A 22603-nucleotide genomic window follows, 5' to 3' on the forward strand; every position below is an offset into this window, starting at 1 on the left:
TGATTATTAAAGATTTGCAAGTGATTTATTTTGGCTGAAATGTGTAAGGACTAATTAGCTTAGATACTTTACATTTGTATATATCAAGAAATGAAATAGAAATTATTCGTAACCTTAAAATCACATCATCCAATATAGATTTTACTAGTTAACTAAATTAATATTGAATGATTTCAAAACCTTTACGCTATGAAACAACTAATATCTCTATTGCTTATCTCATTGATTTCTTATACTTCAACTTTAGCTCAAGATTCCAAAGTATATGATATAGAGGAAACGGCTACAAATTTTCTACAGAAAAAATATATCCTAGCAGCTGTACACCCTTATTATAACTACAGTACGTCTTATGCATATATCAACAGAATGAGATATGAAAATACGTTTGGAGAACCGTTAGATGATATTAAGGGAACATGGAGGAACTTTGTACCTGAAGTGACAATGATGTCCAATCCTATGGAAAACTTAGATGCTTTCGAATATGATATCCGTTCAGCTATGATGATGGGAATTGATGGGTTTAAGTTTGAGTATAGAGTTTATAGTGCAAAAGCGTATAAGAAAAACTTCGCAAAAGTACTTTCGTCTTATATCAGTGTAGCTGAACAAAAGAATATTGATTTCAAATTCTCTATTGAGGTGATTATGACTCGTCCTTTAAAATACTCTAGTGATAATCTATTTAGTGATATCAAAAAGGACTTGAATCATTTATTTCAGGAGACAAAATTCTCTAAAAAATGGATGAGAACAGGGAATGATAAAATCATTGTTTTTACCAAGGACCCACACCATGGTATTGATGAAGGGATCAATAAAAAATTCTTAAAAGAAGTAAGAAATAATCCTGCAATTATTGGTCAGCTAGGAGATAAGTTTGATCAACTTAAAGAAGACTTATTTGCACCTGTAGCTTTTGTATATCAGATTTCTAATATTGACAATAAGATTTCTACGCCTTTAATTTTAGAACATTTTGCAGCAGTAACCACATCAAGAAATACAGTAAGAAGAAAAAAGAATGTTCAACAATTAAGAGCACTATGTAAGAAACACAATAGAGAATATATTCCTACAGTATTTTTAGAGCAGCAGCATACTCAATTATTTAGTGTAGAAGAGAATAAACGTCTTACTGAGAATTCTGAATTTGCAAAATCAATTCCTAACAAAGACACTCAGTTTAAAGCTAGCAATCATAAGCAAACGTCAACCTTTAGAAGATTGATGGAAGATAACATCACTGATGATGTACATTTAATAAACTTAAGTTCATGGAACCTTTTTGATGAAGGATCACATTTTGCTCCAGAGATCCATCACAGTTATGGTTTAGGTGTATTATTGAACTTCTATAAAAATAAATGGGTAGGAAAAACAGAGCAGATTGATGAAGAAATGATCATGACTTCCTATAAGAATGTATTACCTGGAGAACTAAATTCGAATGATAATATCAAAGTAAATCTGCTGAATAGATTTTACAAAAAAGAAGCATTGGATAGCTTGGAAGTACTGACACTTTTGAAAGAAGAAGGATCGCTATATTTTAACGGTAAGTTTATTCAAAATGTACCGAAGGGTCTGCATACTACATATGTTCCTTTGAAACAAGGTAATGTTGAAGTACAAGTAAAGAGAGAAGGAATACAAAGTCTTTCTTTTAAATCACCAAAGTCTGTGACAGGGATGAATGATAGGGTTGATTTTACTACCTACATGCTTTCGAATTTGGATGAGAAGTACAGTATGATGAATCATAACTTAATCTTAAATGCAGAAATGTCTAAGATGCAGAATAGATTCTTACTTTCACAGTCAAAACAAGAGCTTTGGAAAGCGGCAGCGAGAGAAAGATTCTCTAGTGATCTGGAAGCAATCTATGAATATGGAGCAATTCCTGAAAAGTTTAAAACTATAAAAGAGAAAAACTATAAAAAGTACAAATCTAGTATTAAATCGTTATTAGATAATTTTCAATATTCGGTGTGGTTGGAACTAGAAGAAAAAGCTAAGAACAATAAAGGTATTGAAAAGTTATTAATGGAAGAAGATGAAACTTTAAAAGGATACAATATGCTTGATGTATTAGATTTTAAATAAATTTTATTGGTTGGCATGAACCTATATGAGACTAACATAAGTGTTACAATTTTATTTAACTATATGATTATATATACTAATTCGTTTTGGCAGATTTGTATAAAATAATTTAAAACTCCTGATGCTATCTTTGTAATAATAATCATATATATTCTTTTTGAAATGAAATTCATTAAACTACATCTATTACTTTTATTAGGACTAACTTTCTTTAGTAGTTGTACTTCATCAAAAAATAACTTTGTAGAAGATACTTCAAATAAGAAAAAGCCAAATGTAGTTATCATCTTTTTGGATGATTCTGGTTACGCAGACTTTAACCCATTTAATGATGATAAAAATGCAGTAGCTACACCTCATGTCGATCAATTATCGCAAGAAGGAGTTAAATTAACGAACTTCTATGTACCTCAAGCGGTTTGTTCTGCATCTAGGGCGGCGTTGCTTACAGGGAGTTATCCTGGCCGAACTAAAGTTTTTGCCGCACACAAAGCAAAAGAAAGAGGTTTGGATACACAATTCCCAACTATGGGAGAGTTGTTTGAAAAGAGTGGATATAAAACAGCACTTTTCGGTAAGTGGCACTGTGGAGATCAAGAAGACACAAGACCTCATAACAGAGGTTTTCAAGAAACTGCTGGTTTAATGTATTCCAATGATATGTGGAAATACCACCCAGTTGCTCCAGAAGTTTGGGGTAAAAACCCTTTACAATATTGGGAAAATGGAAAAGTGACAATCAATGATATCACAAAAGACGACCAAAAGCAGTTAACGAAATGGTATACTGAAAAAGCGGTAGACTTTATCAATAGAAATAACGAAGATCCATTCCTGTTGTATGTTACTCATTCAATGCCTCATGCTCCAATTTACTGTAGTGATGAGTTTGATGGGAAATCAGGTAAAGGTTTATATGCCGATGTGACGTTGGAGTTGGATTGGTCTGTAGGTCAAATCACAAAAGCACTAAAAGAAAATGGTCTTGATGAAAATACGATTGTGATTTTTAGTTCAGACAACGGACCATGGTCAATCTTTGGAAATCATGCAGGCAAAACACCTTTCAGAGAAGCGAAAGCAACTTCTTTTGATGGGGGAACAAAGTCGGCAACAATTATCAAATATCCTAACGGATTAAAAGCGGGTGCGTTTGATAAAGCGATTTGTTCTATTGATCTTTTGCCAACACTTGCTAACTTGTGCGATGTATCTTTAGGGGAAACTGAAATTGACGGAAAAGATATTTGGCCTTATTTATCGGGAGACGAAAAAGATAATCCGCATCCATATTATGCCTTTTCAACAGGTGCTCAATTAGAAGTAATTATGAGTGCAGATGGAAAGTGGAAACTTCATTTACCACACAAATACAGAAAAGTGAAAAAGTATGGTAAAGATGGTGGCTATGGAAAATATACTAGAGAGAAAATAGAGCTTTCTTTATTTGACCTGGAGAATGATCCATATGAAAAAGTCAATGTGGCTGATAAGCATCCTGAAGTAGTAAAAGAATTACAGGCTTTTGCTGAAGCTCACAAGAAGAAATTTTATTCTAAAGTAACTTTATAAGAATTTGATGTGGGGCACTGCTCGACGAAAGAAATGACGAACAATATGAACTTACATAATATCATAAAAACAACTTTTACTTCGATTGTCCTTTCAATATTTTTGATTGGGTGTGGAGGACCGCAAAAAAATGTTGCCCAAGAAGAAGGTAAAAGTAATGAGTTTATTTATGCGAAAGATGGTAGACTCTTTTTTCCTAATGGCGAAGAAGTTGCTTTGTGGGGGGTAAACCTACAACCTGCACTTAGTTGGGAATACAATAGTCTGTTTAAATTAGTAGGAGCACCGATGGATTCGGACACATTAAAGTTAGCTACAGATTTATCGTTAGACGAAATTGAGAAAATGGATTGTGACCTTGTAAGAGTTCACTTAACTCCGTCTGATTTTACAAATGATAAGGGAGAATTGGTAGAGACTTTTTACTTGGATCAGTTGGATTATATGGTTGCCGAAGCAGCCAAAAGAGGAATGTATGTATATATCACTTTCTTAAATTCAAACATGGGCTTTGATATCAATGTTGAAGATCCTCATGCACATACGCCTACTTTTGTAGAGAATTCTTACTTAAAAGGAAAAACAAGAAAAGAGCTTCTTTTAAACAAAGAATTGATAGAAAAGTCTAAGGTGTATCTAAAAGCATTGTTGGATAGAAAGAACCCATACACATCAAAATCATACAAAGAAACTTCTGCAATTGCTGTTTGGGAGATTGTAAATGAGCCTATATATTACAGCTATAAAGAGATCAAAGAAACTCCTTATTTCTCTCAATACACAACTTGGTTAACTGAGCAAAAATTGAAAGATAACAAGGAGAATTATTTCAAGTTCCGTCATGATAAAGTGTTGAACTATATCGATGGAATGTACGATGTAATCAGAGAAACAGGAGCAGTTCAGCCTGTAGTTTGGAACTGTAACTGGCACCGTATGATCACAAAGCACAAAGATGTGTTTGATGCTGTTGCCGAATCTAAAGTGGAGGTGGTTAGTTTCTGTAATTACCCAGGACAAAGTGTATGTAAAAAGCCATATACTAAAAACCCTGAAGACCTTTCTAATTATGATTTCACATCGTTCTTTACAGATGCATATCAGCAAGATGATTGGTACAATTGGGCACTAACACCTAAGTTTATGAAGAAAGCAAAAGTGGCCTACGAATTTGAAATTTTCTACAACCAAAGTGGTTATTTATACCCTGCACAAGCGGCTTTCTTCAGAGCTATGGGTGTACAAATGGCTACAATGTGGCACTACAGTATGCCAAGATACGCTCCTTATAGAAACGGTTCACACCACTTAAGTTTAACTTGTACTCCTCACAAAGCAGCATCATATGCTGTTGCCGGAGAGGTGTTCAGATCGATGCCATTATATCACAAATATGATGTGAAAAAGGCGGTAGAAAATACGACGGATCACTTTATGTATTCATTCAAAAAAGACCTTAGTATTTATAGTGACAAAGACAACTATTTCTACTCAGGAGATGTTGCTCAAAATGTTGACCCACAGCCCTCTAAAGATGTAAAACATGTATTGGGTTATGGTAGTTCTGAGGTTGTAAAATACGAAGGAAAGGGAGTATATAGATTGGATATTGCTGATCAGGAAATTAACCTTTATATCGCTCCAAATGCATTTGAATTAAAACCACTTTGGGGTAAAGATTGGTTAGTCGGTTTAGTCACAGATTTAGATACAAAATCTTCTCATCCAATGACAATCCAATTGGACAAATGGAATGCCGATAACAGCAAAGTAGTAAAGATTGAAAATGGTAAAGAGCAAAAGGTAAAGTTGACTTCTAAAAATGGAATTTCATTTGATGCTACGCCTGGCAATTACAAAGTGATGAAGACGGCAGGTTTAAGCAAATAATATGTAAATGGCTTTTTCATATATGAAGAAGTCAGATATAGATATAAGTTCTACTCCGGTTTGTTCATAGTTTTGTTGATAGATAATTATCAATGAAATGAATGAATCGAAGTAGAACTTTTTTATTGACAATAACTCAACTCATACTGTAGATACATATTGTTTTTAAAATAGACACTTCATTCTCTATGTACCATTAAACGTAGCTGAAATGAATAAATTTTTACTCTTATTACTTATAACAACTGCCTTTACTAACTATTCAACAGCTCAAAATATTATTAGTAATCCAAGCTTTGAATCGGGCACATCAAACTGGACATTTTCCGAACATGAGAATGCTACTTTTGAAGCAATAGAAAATGATTTTAAGATAACGCCCATAGATGCTGATCAATTTTTGAAATTGGATGTTACATCTATTGAAAGTGATGAGGTCATGTTAAGTCAGGGTATATCAGGTTTAAAATCCAATGTGATTTACAAGCTGTCTTTCCATGTTTTATCAGCAAGCGAAACCATCAGTGATACACTCTTTATCAATTTATCGAATGGCAATACGAATTTATTGAAAGATGAAACGCTATTGATCAAGCCAGGGCTTTGGAAAGAGTTTACAACTTACTTTACAACTTCTGATCTTGCTTTAAATAACCAAAGTTTAAAGATTAGTAATGTGTTAGCTGCAAATCAACACAAGGTTTTTTATTTTGATAACTTCTCTCTAACTCAGGTATCGCACAAAGATATTGATGTAGAAAAAGTAAGAGCGGATTTACAAATACGTTATCATTTTGCAGGAAATATGAAACTTGCTTGTGATGACCCAGATGTCGAAATCATCAATAGAAATGGTGATGTTTACAATATCGAAGCAGCTCCAAATTATCCTATCGCAAGAGGAGTTGCCATGAAGAAATTACTGAAAGGGTACAAGTATACTTTTCAGGTATGGTATGCAGCGAACTTAATAAATAAAGAACCAAAAGGGCCTAAACGAATCTTATTTAATAATAACATCGTTTGGGAACGTCCATCAGATGATTTTGATTTAAGAGAAAATTTAGGTTTTACTTTTACTTATATTCCTGAAGAAGATGAAGTTCCATGGGTTTGGTTCTACCATGATGATGTAACAGATTCACCTTATGATAAGATCTTTTATGGAGCTGTAGATTGGCTTTTGGTTTCTTGTAAAACGATTGCATCTACAGATGAAAAAGGTAGTTATGCACAACAAGTTTTACCTTCTACCATTAAATCTTCACCACTTTATTTCCCGAATGCACCAGAATTCGAGAAAGGCATTCAAACATTGGAAATCCCTGCATTTGCTACCGTAGACGATCCAACAAAACCTATGATCGGTACAGAGTTATACTATGACAGATTGAACCCTGATGTATATGAATACCTTGCAAATAGAGGGGTTAGTGCCATTTATATTCAAAGTTTTAGAGATCATCACAACCATGATTTTATTGATTATGCTAAACCATCAACGATAAGCGATAATCCAAAAATTGAATCAGTAGAGATTGTGGATACTCGATTCAAAGAAAAGATCAAGTCTCTTTCAGAACAAGGAAAACTGAAGAGAGTAATTGTAAAAAATGATGCGTTAAGAAGAGATTATTACGATACACAAAATCAGCAAGAAATTGCAGAAATGTTTGCTGAGCATAGCCCAAAGGTTGATTTATGGTACCAACAACCCGAGCTAACAGGACAAGAGAATGTCTATTACAAAGAAAGAGAACAAGAGTATGGTTATGATTTTCCAACACCAGAATTATACGAGCATCTAAATAATTGGGTGGAAAATATGAAGGCTTTTAATGATAATCAAAGAACTGAAGGAGGGCCTGAAGGGATTAAGATTATCCACAACTCCAATATGGTGATGTTCCCATTTTCATGGAATTTCCAGAGTGGTATTGATGCATTTATGAACAAGACCATCAAAAGGCAAAATGTACAATTGATGATGGCCAACTCAAGGGGGCATGCAAAAGCAACCAATACAGAAGCTGTGATGCGTTTGGATGCTTGGGGTCCTTCCAATATTGTTTGGTGGCCAGAGGAAATGAAGAAAGTGTACAAAACGTTCTATTATGGGGGAGCAGACTTTATTGATCATGAATCTGCACAGGCCATTGAGGTGATCGACAGAAAAGTTTATCCGAACGAAATGGGTAGAGCACTCTTTGATTTTACAAAATGGATGAGTGAGCACCCAGGAAGGGGAGAGTTAAAAGTACCTTTTGCTGTAATTAGTGGTAGAGGAACGTTATCGGGAAGAATCACATACAGTTCTTGGGGTAATTTTAATGGTGACAAAAACGAAAGAAGAGCCAGATACGATAGAGATTTTAATTACTTAGATGTATTTGTAGCCAACTTCGGTTACAGTTTTGAATCGCACCCAGACAAGCTTTTTGCAGGTACACCGTACGGTACAATGGATATGATTCCTTTTGACGCAAATACATCAACTTTCAATAACTACAATATGATTATGCTTTTTGGCCTGAATGCAATGACTGAGACACAATCAGACAATCTAAAAGCCTATGTAGAAAATGGAGGTACATTGATTATGGCATTAGGACAGGCATTGGGTGAAGAAAAATATGGTGAACGTACTGTTACAGGAGGTTCATTATTAAGTGCGGCAGGGTTATCGTATTCAAACGGATCACAACCAGAGGTCTTAGACCAATCAACTAAGTTTAATAATAACTATATCACCTACAAGATACCGTCGAATGTAGGAAACGTATTAGAAACATGGGACGGTACAAACCCGAAAATTGTAGAGTACGAAGTAGGTGAAGGTAAATTGATCCTAGTAGCAGCTGAAGCATTAAATCATGCAGATAATGCTTCAACAATAGGTAATTTTAGAGATTATATTAAAGAATATGCCTCATCAGCTTCATTGGTTGAAACGGATGATCATAACGAGTGGGTAGAAACTTTTCTAATGCAGAATGATTCTGCTTCTTATACATTAGCGGCCCAGTTCCATGGAAATCAAGATGGTGTACCTGCAGCACTAACCGGCCACAACGATAATGTTTGGAATGGTAATTTTATAGTTGATCTTGAAAAACTAGGATTAGCTACAACGAACTTTGATATCAAATATAACTTACCAAAATCAAAAGGAGGAGAGAAGCTATCTTATGTAGTTGAAGAAGGTAAATTGATGATTGATGCTGAGATAGACCAGCTTTCCGAATTATCAATATTGGCACTTGAAGATTCATCACATACTATTCTATCATTGGAAAATGAACTTGTTGAAACTAATGATTGGGTGATTTTTCCAAACCCATCTCAATCGAACAGTGTAGTTAACTTTAAGTTTGATATGAACTTTAATGTTGGCCATGTCAAATTATTTGATATCAATGGAAAGTTAATAATGGAAGTTATAGATGATAAAGAAAAATTATCATTACCAATTCATTCACTTCATAACGGATTGTATATATTGGAGCTGATCACTGACGGTCAAAAACAATCAAGAAAGAAATTATTGATTCATTAACCTTAATAATATAATAAAAAAGCACCTTGTTGAACTAATAACAAGGTGCTTTACTATAATTTATAATACAGATGAAAATTAAATTTCATCATCAATATCTAATTCAAACTTTTCTAAGTTATCGATATCTTCACCCCATTCATCGATATTTAAATCTTCTAATGTGTCATATAAGTCAGACTCGTTATCGAATAATTGGTCTTCAAAATCAAGAGTAGCAAAATCTTCCATGTGTTTTATTTTTAGGAGTTTTAAATAATTTTCACATATAAATACGACTCCCTGTAGGGTTGAGTTGAGCCTATTTACAGTTATTTTGTTTAAATTTTGAAGATTTTTTCTGCTACGAAAATGTCAAAATATGGTTGTTTATTAGTGTGTTATATTACATTTTATTTCGTCCAAATAAAGGTCCAGTTTTCAGAGGATGTATCACATGATCGATTTTGATTCTGATCATCTGTGCCTCATCTATGAAATTGGTTTCTGCCTTAGTGTAGCTCCTCTCATTGATATACTGAATGGATAAACTGATATTCTTATATACCTTATTTGTTAGCCCAACTAATAGTCTGTTAGAACTGACTCTTGAGTTGGGGTCTGTCAAAGTAAAGAAAGGTTCAGCCGATAATGTGAATTGACCTATGGGGGATGGAAACTTTACTGCTGGGTTATACCTTAACCTAAATCTAAAGTCTCTTTCTGGATCTGTAAAGGTTTGTTCTTCAAATCGTACTCTTTGTTGTACAGTAACATCACCAATTCTAAATTTATAAACAAAGTCTTGGTAATATCTAATTTCCTCTGCTGCTACAGTGCCATTCACATACATAATACCTCCCCTAACATAGCTTACATCACTTAAATCATAATGTAAACCTGTTCTAAATTGACCTCGATATTCTTCTGGATTGCCATATTGTCTCCACCCAAAATCAGAATCAATAGAAAATTTGTAGGATAATTTATATTTATTGAAATAATGTAGCCATAAGAAGTCTTGCCCAAACAAGTCTGATGCTGAGATTAATGTCAATAAGAAAACTAAATACCCAATGAGTGTTTGATAGTGAATTTTAATATTCATACTGATGAGTCACGATAAGTATATTTGTACAAGCTGTAACAAATATAGGTTATAAATAATTAGAATTAAGATGATTGATATTAATGAATAGGTTAATAAAAATTAAAGTTTAACTATAAACAAAATAAATTTTAAAATTAAGAATTTTTCAGATTTAATTAACGATTACTAACTGTTCTCGTTCTTTATTTTATCTTTGCGTGATCAACAATTATTTAAACGCAATGAGACGTAAATTCCTATTTTTATTATTAACCATTTTTTTGGGTTCTATTCATTTGAACACTTTTGCTCAGAAGAAGAAAAAGAGTAAAGGTAAAAAAGTAGAAGAAACAGAAACAACTTCAACCAAAAAGAAAAAAGGTGATTTAAAAACCTACGATGAGGTGATTACAGATAAAGCCATTTCTGATGATGGCCTATTTACTACACACAAAGTAGGGGATAAATATTACTTTGAAATAAAGAATGAACTTCTTGAGAAAGAGATCCTTGTAGTGAGTAGAATTTCAGGCCATGTGCAAGGCCTAAATTTCGGAGGAGCCGGAATGAAATCAAGACCTCAACAAGTGATCCGTTGGCAAAAACAAGATGAGAAGGTTTTGTTAAGATCGGTATCTTATAATAGTGTAGCTAGTTTAGAAGATCCTATTTATAAATCGGTTAAGAATAACAATTTTGAACCCATCATCCAGACCTTTACACTAGAAGCCATCAGTACTGATTCATCTGCATTTGTTATTGATGTTACTTCTTTATTTACAACTGATGTACCTATGTTAGGTGCATTAAGAGATTCAGAAAGGAAACACTTTGGTATTAAAGGTTTAGATTCAAAAAGGAGTATCGTTACTTCAATGAAATCATTTCCTAAAAATGTAGAAGTGAGACATGTCTTGACTTACAAAGGAGATAAACTTCCTGATAATCAATTAACAAAAACTCTTTCGATTGAAATGAACCAATCGTTTATTGAACTTCCAGAAGTTCAATGGCAACCACGTTATTATGATCCAAGAGTTGGATATTTTTCTGTAATGCAGACGAATTATAGTTTAGATGAACATAAAGCAGCTACACAGAGATTTATTACACGTTGGAAGTTAGAGCCAAAAGATTGGGATGCTTATAAAAGAGGTGAATTGGTAGAACCTATAAAACCTATTGTTTATTATATAGATCCAGCGACTCCTTTAAAGTGGAGAAAATATATTAAAAATGGTGTTGAAGCTTGGCAGGAATCTTTTGAATTAGCCGGTTTTAAAAATGCCATAATAGCAAAAGATGCTCCTACAAAGGAAGAAGATCCAGATTGGAGCCCTGAAGATGTACGATACTCAGTAATTAGGTATATTACTACTCCTATCCAAAATGCACAAGGACCTCATGTACACGATCCAAGAACAGGTGAGATTTTAGAGTCAGATATTCTTTGGTACCACAATGTCATGAAACTTTTAAGGAATTGGTGCTTAATCCAAACAGGAGCAGTAAATGCAGATGCTCAGAAAGCAAAGTTTGATGATGAATTGATGGGTAAACTTATAGAGTTTGTAGCAACGCATGAAGTAGGGCATACTTTAGGTCTTCCTCATAATATGGGTTCTAGTAGTAATTATTCTGTAAAGCAGTTAAGAACACCTGGATTTGTACAAGAGAATGGTGTTGCTCCTTCGATAATGGATTACGCAAGGATGAATTATGTTGCTCAACCAGAAGACAAAGGTGTAGGTTTATATCCCATCATTGGCCCATACGATAAATGGTCAATTCAATATGGTTACCGATTAACAGAAGCAAATTCTGCATTAGAGGAAAAGCCTATTTTAAATCAATGGATCAAAGAAAGAGCTACTAACCCATGGTACAGATTTGGAGCACAACAGTGGCCAAAAGTTATAGATCCATCGGCTCAGACTGAAGATTTGAGTGATGATGCGATGGAAGCAAGTGAGTTAGGAATTAAAAATTTAGAAAGAATAGTTCCTCAACTTATTACTTGGACTAAGAGAGAAGGCCAGTTCTATAACGATCTTGAAGAATTGTACTTTAATGTAATCTCTCAATATAATAGATATATGGGTCATGTATCGAACAATGTTGGTGGGGTAATTATTAATCATAAAACAACAGAACAAGAAGGTGAGGTATATGTTCCTGTACTGAAGGACAAACAGAAAAGAGCCATCACATTTTTAAATGAACAACTCTTTACTACACCTACCTGGTTAATTAATAAAGAAGTATTGTCGAAAATCCAGTACTCTGGTAATGTTGAAGAAATACAAAAACTTCAATCAAGAACCTTGAATAATCTGTTTGATAATGATCGTTTAAATAGAATGATTGATAATGAAGCGTTGAATGGAGAAGCTGCTTATTCTATTCTAGAAATGAACGAAGACCTCAGAAAATCTATTTGGACAGAATTAAGATCGGTGAGAAAAATTGACACTTATCGAAGAGATCTTCAAAGAGAACATATAAAAGTACTTGCACTAAAACTTAAGGATGATAAGAATTCAAGTTTTGATGTTCAAGCTGTGGTTCGATTAGAGTTAAGTAAGATTCTAAAAGATGCTAAATCTGTGAGGTATAAATACAAATCTACGTCTATGGAAGCCGCACATATCAATGATATTATAGCAAGAATTGAGAAAGTATTTGATAATAAATAAATCAAATTCAATCTATAAAAAGGAAATCCTGATTTTTCATAAGAATGAAGAATCAGGATTTTTATTTTAATAAAAAGTAAATTGACTTATATAACTTTTGAACCGTTCAGCTTTAGATACATTTCTTCAGCCGCTGCAAGCGTCTCTTCTAGAGTTGTAAAACAATAAAGTCTCCATCCTCTATTGAAAGCAATGTTTTCAATAATGTCTAATTGATCTCTCGGGGAATTTGCAGCAACATAAAATACATTGCCTCTTTGAAAACCAAATGAATCTAATGCAGTTATGATGGAATATTTTGCTGATAAATCTAATTGATTTTCTAGTTCTTTTCCATCAACCACACAAATTTGTTTTTCTTCAGTAATACTTTTAGCAAATTCAATTAATGCGAGTTCTAATTGTTCATTATCGATCTTGCCCTGGAGCTTGATCTTCATTAAGTTTTTGTTTGTTGTGATAAAATAATTCATAATAGCAGTACAATATTAACGACCTCTAATAACACTTTAAAAATACGAAACCTAGAAATATGAATATATAAACTGTATAAATATTCAGTGTAATTTGAAATGAGTTCTTTAAATAATTATATTATGATTTAAAAATTCAGAGTAATGGAATATCATTAGTGTCAACTTTAAATATGTAAAATACTGTATTATAGCATTAAATGTTGTGTTTTTGAAAAGGTGAGTAACTATGCTTTTTCTGTTCGTTGTTGTTAAAATTATATTTTGTGAATATTTCTTCAATATTATTAAAGTACAATATGTGATTTGAAATGTGATAATTTGTATGATTGTTGTTAGATAAGTTGATGAAATACAATTGAGAGAAAATTAATTTTTTATGCTACTAGAAACAGAGATCCAAAAACTAGAAAATTTACTTCATTCTGAGCATTTCGAACAAGTCAATACATCAATTTCTGCTAGGGGTGTAGATTGGCATGTAGAGCATAGTTTGAAAGCAATAAATTTGATGATTGAAGGGTTAATTCAATCTAATCCTGAATTGTATTCTCCCTCATTTAACCTAGGATGGAGAGTTGTAAAGTTTTTAAATAAGATACCGAGAGGAAAGGCAAAGGCACCTAAGTATTCAGACAATACTAATGAAGTAATTATGGCCAATGTTCAAGCAGAATTAGAAAAGACAAAAAAATTGGTACTACAGGTAGATAACTTACCAGAGAATGCCTTTATTAAACATTTTGCATTTGGACACCTTAATGTGAAAGCAACAAAGAAGTTAATGTATATTCATACTAATCATCATATAAAGATTATTGAGGATATATTAAAGTAAAAAACTTCTAAGCTATTTAAAGACAGATGAATTGGGATGAGTTGAAGAATCAGTTGTATACCTTCTTTGAGCTCTTGTGTAAACAAGAAAGTGAGAAGTATAACGCATAATAAAGGTAATATCGTTTTCATATGAGATAGTAAGGTTAGCTATTTACTATCATATGTGTTTTTTGTTATTGAAAACCCTATAGCTCATTGTAAAAAGTTCACTTTTTGATATCAATTAAGAAGTTTCTATAAAAATGGCAAGAGATAGATACGTTCATATGGAATATAATAAAATAGACGATTATCATTAATTATTCTTATGAAACAATTCATCATCTCTCTAATTGTATTTATCACCACTGCTATAACAGTAAATGCACAAAACTCTACCCCTACAACTTCAATAGCGAAGAATGTTGGACTTTATGTTTTCCCTTCAAAAGGACAAGATCAGGCAACTATGGATGCTGATGAAATGTCTTGTTATAAATGGGCTGTTCAACAAAGTGGTTATGATCCTATGAATCCTACAAAAGTTGAAGCAACTCAAGTAAGTACAAAATCTGGAAAATCTATGGTAAAAGGAGCTGCTGGAGGAGCCGCAGCTGGTGCCGCAATCGGTGCAATAGCGGGCGATGCTGGTGAAGGCGCTGCTATAGGAGCAATTGCTGGTGGTCTACGCGGGCGTATGTCTAATAGAAAAGCTGCTGCTGCTCAGCAACAACAGAATAATCAGCAGGCTGCTGCACAAAATAAAGCATTGGAGGATAACTTTAAGAAAGCATTTTCAGCATGTATGGAAGGTAAAGGATATACAGTTGAATAAAAAAAGGGTGATTTAGTTCAAACTAAATCACCCTTTTTTCTATTAATTCAGCGGTCTAATAAAAGTTGAAAATTCTATTTCATTCATGACACTTTCATAGAGTGCTGTATTTCTATTTTCATTGATATATATAATTGGCTTTTTTACTATTTCTCCATTTCCAAGTTCTACATCAATTGTATCTTGTTCTGCAGAAGCAAAGTCTACATTATTAAACCAAAGACGTAAATCGAAGACAAACCCTGTACTTAGAAGCTTTTCATTATTTACTTCCAAGCCATCTTCATGTCTTGCTGAAAAAGTTATGGTATCATCAGTGGAAAATTCGAAATCAATTTTGGTTGGACTGTTTGGTGTATAATGTCCATTTACAATAATCGATTTATTGTTTTCAAGTTGATTGATTAATTGGACTGATATATAGTGGTAGGTATTTGGAATTACAGTAGCATAATCTAGGGTAGGAGTACTTTTCTTAGTTAGTAATTCGTACTCGAAAGGTCCAGTATAATTGGCATCTGTAATTTCATTTTGTTCTGTTTGATAGGTGATTGTGTTGACACCTAAAAATGCTTCAGAAATCATATATTCTCTCCAATCAGATCGACTGACTGCATCATTATTGATGGCTGATAATTCCGTATAAACGTTACCTGTCACCTCCGGTAAATCTTCTATTAAAGAATCGTCTTTACAGGCAAATGAGAAAATGAGTAGTAATGCTAAATTTATATATTTAAGTATTTTCATGAAATCGTGAAGTTGCTTATTTAATGTAGTTGATATCAACTTTGTATATCACAAAAATAGATGATTTATTCTAATGATGACTCCAACAAATCTTAATGAGATTGATATCCTACTAGCATTGCTTTTTTAAAAGCCTCCCAATCACCATAGAAAACATTCATATCAACAGACTCTGGAATGCCATCAATTGTAGCAGATTGTGTATGTTGCCACATCGTCCATCTTTTAGTTGAGGCTTGAGTTTCTTGCCCATAGTTTGCTATCCAAACTCTATATTTTCTAAAATGCCCTTTGAGGTAGTCTTTATAGAAAGAGTCGCCAGTATATATCATGGGTTTGATATTCCATTCGTCCTCTACTTTCTGTAGAAAATCAGCTAACCGTTCTCTCATTATTTCAGGTGGGATTCCATCTAATATTTCTATATCAACTACAGGTACCATTTCTGAGGCATGAAGTTCTCCAATCGTTTCGATAAAAAATTCAGCTTGTTTTGTACCTGATTTCTTGGGCCTAAAAAAGTGATATGCTCCGAATGAGATAAGTTCTTTCTTTGCATTTTTTCTATTGTGATAGAAATGTCTATCCTTATGATCTTCTCCTTCAGTAGCCTTTGCGTAAACAAATTTAACTTGGGTGTCTTGAGCATACATCTCAGAAACTCTCTTCCAATCGATCAATTTTTGATGGTGAGAGACATCAATGCCATGCACACTGTATTTATTAGGGAGTTTTACTCCGTATCCATCAATGTGTTTATAAAAAGGCACCTCAATATAATCTCTTACATTAAGGACCAAATTGATACTCTTTTCTATGTAAGGTCCTAATGAAGCTTTAACATCAGGATTCTCTTTGATAAGGTATCCCAATCCCATAAAAAATATCAAAAGGAAAGATGAAAAAGGAAAGATATTTACTTTCTTGGACATAGAATCTTGTTTGTCTGTAGTTTCTGATTTCAATACAAATTTAAACGAAAAAAGGTTGCCTGACATGCATCAAACAACCTTTTTTGATAAATAGATAATGAATTACCCTTTCGAAACTTTGATAGAACAGCCAACAGCCTTTGTTTCAGTATCTACGATCACCTTATTATTATTTAATGATTCGATAGCTTCTTCAACATAATGTCTTTTTACTGCGGCAGCGTCTTTGTAATTATCATCTATTGCACCAATATATTTAACTACCAAAGAACCATTTTCTTTATTCAATAAGAATACATGAGGAGTCTTAGTAGCTCCATAGGCAGGATATACTTTTTGTTCTTCATCAAATAGATAAGGGAACGTAAAACCTTTTTCTTCAGCTCTCACCTTCATTTTATCAAATGAATCTTCTGGTTGAACAGTAGGATCATTTGGATTAATAGCAATTACTGGGTAGCCAGCATCTTTATATTTTTTATCAAGGGCAATAATACGGTCTTCATAAGCCACAGCATAAGGGCAATGGTTACAAGTAAAAATTACAATAGCACCTTTATCGCCAGCTAATGCACTTAATTGATGCATTTGATCATCAATGCCTTTTAGTTCAAAATCGATAGCTTTTTGCTCAATTTGTACACCTTGTCTTTTTACAGTTTCAGTCGCTGCTTGCTTTTCACTGTTTTGTTTCTTTTCTGAAGGAGTACAAGATATAAGAGCTCCAAGAATAATGAATGAAAGAATTAATTTTTTCATGTTGGTTAATTTGATTGGATAAACTGTTTTATTTCCTCTAGTGAGCTAAAGTCGGCACTATGAAAGAGGGATTTATTTTTATTGATTGCTTGAGTTACAGGAATTGCTCCATCCCATTGTGCATTTACTTTCCCTACCCAATAATTTGCATCCGGATCGTCGAGCCAGAAGACCTGAGTAGTTATGTTTTTTCTTTTGATAAAGTTCTCTAGTGGCTTCTGTGTCATATCAAGACTAACCAAGATTACTTTTGCTTTTTGTCCTTTATCTTTGAATTCTTTGTCTAATGCTAAAAAGTAGGGTAGTTCTTGAACACACGGCTTACACCATGTCGCCCAATAATTAATTACCCTTAAGGTATCATCTCTGTGTGATAAAAGATTCGACATCTGATCAAAATGATTGAAATAGGGGATGTCCTGCTGTTCAAGAGATATCACTTTTGATGGTTGTAAAGTCATAGGTTGTTGTTTTTCACAACCTAAGGTGAGTACCACAGTTACGATAGAAAGAATTTTGATAAAAGTTTGTTTCATGCTCATAAGTATTGTTGAAACAAATATAACTTTTTAATAAATACCATACATGAAAAAGGTTCCTGATTTTATTGATATAAATGTAGTCTTAAATTATAGTGATATGCTCAGATGCAGTAGTTACCGACGTTAGCAATTAGTGCTTTATTACAAATTCTTGATTAATAGTTTTGCTGCCAGACTAGAACTTACTTAATGAATGAGAAGGAAACTAACCTTTTAGCTCCTTTAAATGTATAGATAGTGATATCAACCAAAACTGATTATTTCATGTCCAAATATAGCCCAACTTCGCAGAAGAAATTAATAGTAATGAGTGTTCTAACACTTTTTACTATGTCATTAGCATTAGTATTTGAAAAAGAATTAGACCATAAAGCTCCTATCGAAAAAGAGCTGAAAATTAATGGTGTGTTAAATCAAAATCATATAAAGATGCATTTTCAGCAATAATTTGTAATTTTTAGAGGTATCTATTGTGATATTAATAGAATTGCTATTGATCCTTAGTTGTGTTTATTAATTTCAATAACATCACCTAAGGACTTTTTTTATGTTTAGATTCATCATTACACTTACTGCATTACTATTCATATCTTTCGTTGGAATATTTGCTTTCGGAGGTCTTGCCTGTAAAGGAAATAAGACAAATAAAGTTTGTTTCAAAAGGACTATTGATATCCCTAAATCTTTTTCTAGAAACACTGGAATTATTGCTCAGGAAAAACCATTAAGAACGTACCTAAGCAACCGTTAATAAATTGTTTCTAATAAATCCATTAACATATTGTTAATTTAAAATGAAATTCACTATACTTGTTAGGTTTTAAATATTTCTAAAATGTTTAATACTTAACAAGATAAACTTCGTACAATAGATTTAAGACTGTAATTTAAAAACATCAACTAAGAGAACTATCAAAGAATGAGAGCCATACGAGCATTTTCGAGTTTAATCTTTCCCAACTCATATGTATTTATTGTATTAGCAATAATAACTATGGTTTTTGGATTACTATTAGGAACGATTTCGATATTACACCACTTCTCATGGATAACTATTGTGTCAACCATTGCAACTGTCTTTGGAGCATTAGTTTTTGGAGTGTTTGGGTTAATATCACCGGTATTTAAAATTTTTGATTAAAAGTCAAACAAAAAAAATCCCGTTTTTATTTCAATTAAGAAATAGAAACGGGATTTTTTTATTGATCAAATATATTATTTAGACCATTTCATGTAAGGATACTTCACCGTAGTTTGATCTACAGTTTTCCCTGCGTTTACACCTTGTGCATCAGCAAGGTTAGTTACACCATTTGTGTTTTGTATGTGGTAAGCACCTTTTCGAGACCTTTTGGTAACCACAAGATCATCATTTGTCTTAATACTTTTTTCAGTTTTAGCAATTGTAGTTGTCTTGTAACCCTTTCTAACTTGATTCTTTTTCTTGATAGGATTATCAGCAAAAGATGCCATAGAAACTACAGTAGCGAGAAGTAAAGTTCCAATTAATTTTTTAGCCATGGTTGTTGATGTTTATATGTTCTATTGTATTACCTACACTTATTTATACTCCAAAATTATAACTTTTGTTGCTTAGTATTTTTTAATGATTCCTAACGAGATTTTTATAAGTGTTTCTAATTGTAAATTTCTATATATTTATTCTGTTTTATTGTAACGAATCAATTAATATCCCTCTTTTTTTGTCAATTTATTGATGATATAAATAGAAAACACTAAAAAAATTTTTAATGTTCTTTTTTTATTCCTTTATTGTTCTGTTCAAAAGCGTACATTTAAATTTAAACTAACCGTCCAACAATGAGTAAACCTCTCGGTAAAATCTTAGTTATTGACGATAACGAAGATATCTTATTAGCAGCCAAGATGTTGTTAAAGAAACATGCTGATTTAGTTCAGGTGGAAAGCAATCCAGGTAAAATTCCTTTTCTTCTAAAAAATGATAGTTATGATGTCATTTTATTGGATATGAATTTTACAAAAGATACAACATCGGGTAAAGAAGGTTTCCATTGGTTGGAACAGATCATAGAAATTGATCCCAATGCTGTTGTCGTAATGATTACTGCTTATGGTGATGTAGAAACTGCTGTCAATGCTGTTAAGCAAGGTGCTACAGATTTTGTATTAAAACCTTGGAACAATGAAAAATTGATTGCAACCCTTACATCAGCTGTAAGATTAAAGAAATCTTACGATGAAGTAAAGACGCTTAAAGAGGAGAAATCTGAATTATCAAATGCATTAAACCAAGCGGGAGGTACTGAGGGTATTGTTATTGGAGATAGTCCTGCAATGAAGAAAGTTTTTGCGTTGATTTCAAAAGTAGCAAAGACCGATGCCAATATCTTAATCCTTGGAGAAAACGGTACTGGTAAAGAAGTTATTGCTAGAGCCGTTCATGAACAATCCTTAAGACATGAAAATGTGTTTATTGGTGTTGATATGGGCTCGATCTCTGAAACGCTTTTCCAGTCTGAATTATTTGGACACAAAAAAGGAGCATTTACAGACGCAAGAGAAGATAGAGCCGGTAGGTTTGAGATTGCCAATAAAGGAACACTATTTTTAGATGAAATTGGTAACCTTCCAATGACTCTACAATCTAAACTATTAACGGTATTACAAAAAAGAGAGGTAATTAGGGTTGGTGATAATAAATCGATACCCGTAGATATCAGATTGGTTTGTGCGACCAACATGCCTGTCTATGAAATGGTTGAAAGTAAGGAATTTAGACAAGATTTATTGTATAGAATAAATACCGTAGAGATTCATCTTCCTCCATTGAGAGATCGTTCAGAAGATATTCCTTTATTAGTATCACATTTCTTAAAAATTTATGCAAATAAATATAGAAAAGGAACTATGAAGGTAGCAGCAGCTACAATGAAAAAGCTTCAGAAATACTATTGGCCTGGTAACGTAAGGGAGCTGCAACATGCTTTGGAAAGAGCTGTAATTATGGCAGATACGGATACCCTTCAGCCAACAGATTTCACATTCTTAGTGGAAAAAAATAAAGAGGAAGAAGAATTCGACCTATCTGAATTTGATTTGGATACGGTTGAAAAAATGATGATCCAAAAAGCTGTAAGTAAATATTCTGGTAATATCTCTAAGGCAGCAAAATCATTGGGACTGACGAGAGCATCCCTGTATAGAAGATTAGAAAAACATGGTCTATAAACAATTCAGACTTCAGGTCTCCTTAAGAGTATTCCTGATTGTCTTGAGTGCAATTATTCTTGGCTTCTTTATACAGAAAGAATTGTTTGCCACTTCCGTATTTGTATTTGGCCTGATTTGGTATCAAGTATGGCTCTTGATACAAAAGCTGAATTCTATCGCTTTTGATATGAAGAAGTTTTTGGATTCTATTAATTATGATGACCTTACTCAGACCTTTACAGTAAATGGTAGTGGAGAGATTCAAGATGAATTGAATATTTCTCTTCAAAAGACTTTGGACCGTTTTAGAGAAATCAGGACAGAGAGGGAATCCGATTTAATGTTTTATAAGAGTATTGCACAGCATGTAGATACAGGTGTATTGGCTTTTAACACTAAAGGAAAAGTAATTTTTTCTAATATGGTTACTAAGCGTCTGTTCTCAGGCATTAAGTCATCTCATTTAGAAGACTTTAAAGTCATCTCTGAGGAGTTGTATGATATTTTTAAGAGTGAAGAGGAGAAAGAAACTTATTACTGTACAATTCCTGGTGTTTATGCTACGGAACGAGTGATTGTCCAAAAAATCATCCTTTATGTAAAAGGCGAGGTCATCAAAGTCTTTAGTATAATGAGAGTACAGGAAGAAGTAGAGAAAGTAGAAATTCAGGCATGGGAATCACTGATTACAGTACTAACTCATGAGATCATGAATGCTATGGCACCAGTTTCTTCACTTAGTGATACGGTAAAATCGGAATTAGAATACCTAAAAAGCAACTATGAGGAAAAAGGTGATGCACCTACACTTGAAGAAATTACGGATCTTATTGAGCCAATGCAAACGATTACTCAGAGAACAAATTCTATGTCTGCTTTAGTAGAAGATTTTAGGGTAATGGCTCACCTGAGAGATAGTCAGTTGCAGCATATCAATGTATCTGAATTATGTAAAGAAATATATGACCAGCAAGTTTTAGTCTGTGAGCAAAAAGGAATCTCTCTGAAGTTCCAAGTCCAACAAGACGGCTTGTTAGTGACGGCAGATCCTCATCAAATTAAAGTAGTGATTGAGAATATTTTAAAGAATGCTGTCGAAGAATTAGAAGGAAAAGAAGGAGCAGAGATCATTATTAGATGTACCCAAGATGATATTAAAAATAAGCCTATTATTAGAATTATTGATAATGGATCTGGTATAGATACTGATGCTCAGCAAAGAATATTTGTTCCTTTCTTTACAACGAAAAAAGGACATACTGGTATTGGGTTGAGTCTTGCGAGACAAATAATGAGAAGAAATCATGGTCGTCTTACATTAAAGACAAGTATTGATGCCGGTAGTGAATTTACATTAAGATTCTAATAATAATATGACAATTTGATACTAAATGATACCTTCATACTAG

General features: G+C 33.1%; 19 protein-coding genes. 11 read left to right on the forward strand and 8 right to left on the reverse strand.

From position 1 onward, the window contains the following. The first annotated feature begins 189 nt into the window (after nt 1-189). The 4 genes from HGP29_RS22365 to HGP29_RS22380 all read left to right on the forward strand — a co-directional run bounded on the left by HGP29_RS22365 (nt 190) and on the right by HGP29_RS22380 (nt 9127). Complete coding sequence (locus HGP29_RS22365; protein ID WP_168884677.1) at nt 190-2109, forward strand: glycoside hydrolase family 71/99 protein; 1920 nt, start codon at nt 190-192, stop codon at nt 2107-2109. Nucleotides 2110-2271: 162 nt separating this feature from the next. Further along, on the forward strand, nt 2272-3681 hold the full coding sequence (locus tag HGP29_RS22370; protein WP_168884678.1) for a sulfatase-like hydrolase/transferase: 1410 nt from the start codon (nt 2272-2274) through the stop codon (nt 3679-3681). Nucleotides 3682-3726: 45 nt separating this feature from the next. Continuing rightward, complete coding sequence (locus HGP29_RS22375; protein WP_168884679.1) at nt 3727-5571, forward strand: glycoside hydrolase 5 family protein; 1845 nt, start codon at nt 3727-3729, stop codon at nt 5569-5571. 211 nt (nt 5572-5782) lie between these two features. Beyond that, a complete protein-coding gene (locus HGP29_RS22380) occupies nt 5783-9127 on the forward strand; it encodes a T9SS type A sorting domain-containing protein (protein WP_168884680.1) in 3345 nt (1114 codons plus the stop codon). A gap of 78 nt (nt 9128-9205) precedes the next feature. Here HGP29_RS22380 and HGP29_RS22385 read toward each other — a convergent pair whose 3' ends face one another. Then, nucleotides 9206-9358: a hypothetical protein gene (locus HGP29_RS22385; protein ID WP_168884681.1), complete on the reverse strand. Its 153-nt coding sequence runs from the start codon at nt 9356-9358 to the stop codon at nt 9206-9208. A 154-nt stretch (nt 9359-9512) separates the two neighbouring features. Continuing rightward, complete coding sequence (locus HGP29_RS22390; RefSeq protein ID WP_168884682.1) at nt 9513-10214, reverse strand: DUF2490 domain-containing protein; 702 nt, start codon at nt 10212-10214, stop codon at nt 9513-9515. A gap of 224 nt (nt 10215-10438) precedes the next feature. Here HGP29_RS22390 and HGP29_RS22395 point away from each other — a divergent pair, with 224 nt between their 5' ends. Further along, on the forward strand, nt 10439-12892 hold the full coding sequence (locus tag HGP29_RS22395) for a zinc-dependent metalloprotease (RefSeq protein WP_168884683.1): 2454 nt from the start codon (nt 10439-10441) through the stop codon (nt 12890-12892). A gap of 86 nt (nt 12893-12978) precedes the next feature. Here HGP29_RS22395 and HGP29_RS22400 read toward each other — a convergent pair whose 3' ends face one another. After that, on the reverse strand, nt 12979-13332 hold the full coding sequence (locus HGP29_RS22400; RefSeq protein WP_168884684.1) for a hypothetical protein: 354 nt from the start codon (nt 13330-13332) through the stop codon (nt 12979-12981). A gap of 412 nt (nt 13333-13744) precedes the next feature. Between HGP29_RS22400 and HGP29_RS22405 the strand changes: the two genes are divergently transcribed. Both HGP29_RS22405 and HGP29_RS22410 read left to right on the forward strand, forming a co-directional pair. After that, complete coding sequence (locus tag HGP29_RS22405) at nt 13745-14203, forward strand: DUF1569 domain-containing protein (protein ID WP_168884685.1); 459 nt, start codon at nt 13745-13747, stop codon at nt 14201-14203. Between the two features lie 309 nt (nt 14204-14512). After that, nucleotides 14513-15019: a YMGG-like glycine zipper-containing protein gene (locus HGP29_RS22410; protein ID WP_211093384.1), complete on the forward strand. Its 507-nt coding sequence runs from the start codon at nt 14513-14515 to the stop codon at nt 15017-15019. Nucleotides 15020-15061: 42 nt separating this feature from the next. Here the strand turns inward: HGP29_RS22410 and HGP29_RS22415 are convergent, their stop codons facing one another. The 4 genes from HGP29_RS22415 to HGP29_RS22430 form a co-directional block, all read right to left on the reverse strand. Next, a complete protein-coding gene (locus HGP29_RS22415; RefSeq protein WP_168884686.1) occupies nt 15062-15769 on the reverse strand; it encodes a hypothetical protein in 708 nt (235 codons plus the stop codon). A gap of 92 nt (nt 15770-15861) precedes the next feature. Beyond that, nucleotides 15862-16701 carry a glycoside hydrolase family 25 protein gene (locus tag HGP29_RS22420; RefSeq protein WP_168884687.1) on the reverse strand — a complete coding sequence of 280 codons (840 nt, stop codon included), beginning with the start codon at nt 16699-16701 and terminating at the stop codon, nt 15862-15864. A gap of 102 nt (nt 16702-16803) precedes the next feature. Continuing rightward, nucleotides 16804-17460, reverse strand: a complete 657-nt coding sequence (locus HGP29_RS22425) for a thioredoxin family protein (protein ID WP_168884688.1) — start codon at nt 17458-17460, stop codon at nt 16804-16806. 5 nt (nt 17461-17465) lie between these two features. Beyond that, nucleotides 17466-17996: a TlpA family protein disulfide reductase gene (locus HGP29_RS22430; protein WP_168884689.1), complete on the reverse strand. Its 531-nt coding sequence runs from the start codon at nt 17994-17996 to the stop codon at nt 17466-17468. Nucleotides 17997-18266: 270 nt separating this feature from the next. Between HGP29_RS22430 and HGP29_RS22435 the strand changes: the two genes are divergently transcribed. Continuing rightward, nucleotides 18267-18449, forward strand: a complete 183-nt coding sequence (locus tag HGP29_RS22435; RefSeq protein ID WP_168884690.1) for a hypothetical protein — start codon at nt 18267-18269, stop codon at nt 18447-18449. A gap of 100 nt (nt 18450-18549) precedes the next feature. Next, on the forward strand, nt 18550-18753 hold the full coding sequence (locus HGP29_RS22440; protein WP_168884691.1) for a hypothetical protein: 204 nt from the start codon (nt 18550-18552) through the stop codon (nt 18751-18753). A gap of 464 nt (nt 18754-19217) precedes the next feature. Here HGP29_RS22440 and HGP29_RS22450 read toward each other — a convergent pair whose 3' ends face one another. Then, a complete protein-coding gene (locus HGP29_RS22450; protein WP_168884693.1) occupies nt 19218-19523 on the reverse strand; it encodes a hypothetical protein in 306 nt (101 codons plus the stop codon). Nucleotides 19524-19823: 300 nt separating this feature from the next. On the opposite strand from HGP29_RS22450, the gene HGP29_RS22455 reads away from it, so the two are divergent. After that, entirely contained in the window at nt 19824-21212 is a 1389-nt protein-coding gene (locus HGP29_RS22455; RefSeq protein WP_168884694.1) for a sigma-54-dependent transcriptional regulator, read from the forward strand. Next, on the forward strand, nt 21202-22560 hold the full coding sequence (locus HGP29_RS22460) for a sensor histidine kinase (protein ID WP_168884695.1): 1359 nt from the start codon (nt 21202-21204) through the stop codon (nt 22558-22560). The genes HGP29_RS22455 and HGP29_RS22460 overlap by 11 nt, the downstream gene beginning before the upstream one ends. The last annotated feature ends 43 nt before the right edge of the window (nt 22561-22603 follow it).

It is taken from the genome of Flammeovirga agarivorans, from assembly GCF_012641475.1.
Lineage (GTDB): Bacteria > Bacteroidota > Bacteroidia > Cytophagales > Flammeovirgaceae > Flammeovirga > Flammeovirga agarivorans.

Coding starts and splice junctions, on each gene's coding strand:
- HGP29_RS22365 (WP_168884677.1), top strand. CDS start 190: ATGAAACAACTAATATCTCTATTGCTTATCTCATTGATTTCTTATACT.
- HGP29_RS22370 (WP_168884678.1), top strand. CDS start 2,272: ATGAAATTCATTAAACTACATCTATTACTTTTATTAGGACTAACTTTC.
- HGP29_RS22375 (WP_168884679.1), top strand. CDS start 3,727: ATGAACTTACATAATATCATAAAAACAACTTTTACTTCGATTGTCCTT.
- HGP29_RS22380 (WP_168884680.1), top strand. CDS start 5,783: ATGAATAAATTTTTACTCTTATTACTTATAACAACTGCCTTTACTAAC.
- HGP29_RS22385 (WP_168884681.1), bottom strand. CDS start 9,358: ATGGAAGATTTTGCTACTCTTGATTTTGAAGACCAATTATTCGATAAC.
- HGP29_RS22390 (WP_168884682.1), bottom strand. CDS start 10,214: ATGAATATTAAAATTCACTATCAAACACTCATTGGGTATTTAGTTTTC.
- HGP29_RS22395 (WP_168884683.1), top strand. CDS start 10,439: ATGAGACGTAAATTCCTATTTTTATTATTAACCATTTTTTTGGGTTCT.
- HGP29_RS22400 (WP_168884684.1), bottom strand. CDS start 13,332: ATGAAGATCAAGCTCCAGGGCAAGATCGATAATGAACAATTAGAACTC.
- HGP29_RS22405 (WP_168884685.1), top strand. CDS start 13,745: ATGCTACTAGAAACAGAGATCCAAAAACTAGAAAATTTACTTCATTCT.
- HGP29_RS22410 (WP_211093384.1), top strand. CDS start 14,513: ATGAAACAATTCATCATCTCTCTAATTGTATTTATCACCACTGCTATA.
- HGP29_RS22415 (WP_168884686.1), bottom strand. CDS start 15,769: ATGAAAATACTTAAATATATAAATTTAGCATTACTACTCATTTTCTCA.
- HGP29_RS22420 (WP_168884687.1), bottom strand. CDS start 16,701: ATGTCCAAGAAAGTAAATATCTTTCCTTTTTCATCTTTCCTTTTGATA.
- HGP29_RS22425 (WP_168884688.1), bottom strand. CDS start 17,460: ATGAAAAAATTAATTCTTTCATTCATTATTCTTGGAGCTCTTATATCT.
- HGP29_RS22430 (WP_168884689.1), bottom strand. CDS start 17,996: ATGAAACAAACTTTTATCAAAATTCTTTCTATCGTAACTGTGGTACTC.
- HGP29_RS22435 (WP_168884690.1), top strand. CDS start 18,267: ATGTCCAAATATAGCCCAACTTCGCAGAAGAAATTAATAGTAATGAGT.
- HGP29_RS22440 (WP_168884691.1), top strand. CDS start 18,550: ATGTTTAGATTCATCATTACACTTACTGCATTACTATTCATATCTTTC.
- HGP29_RS22450 (WP_168884693.1), bottom strand. CDS start 19,523: ATGGCTAAAAAATTAATTGGAACTTTACTTCTCGCTACTGTAGTTTCT.
- HGP29_RS22455 (WP_168884694.1), top strand. CDS start 19,824: ATGAGTAAACCTCTCGGTAAAATCTTAGTTATTGACGATAACGAAGAT.
- HGP29_RS22460 (WP_168884695.1), top strand. CDS start 21,202: ATGGTCTATAAACAATTCAGACTTCAGGTCTCCTTAAGAGTATTCCTG.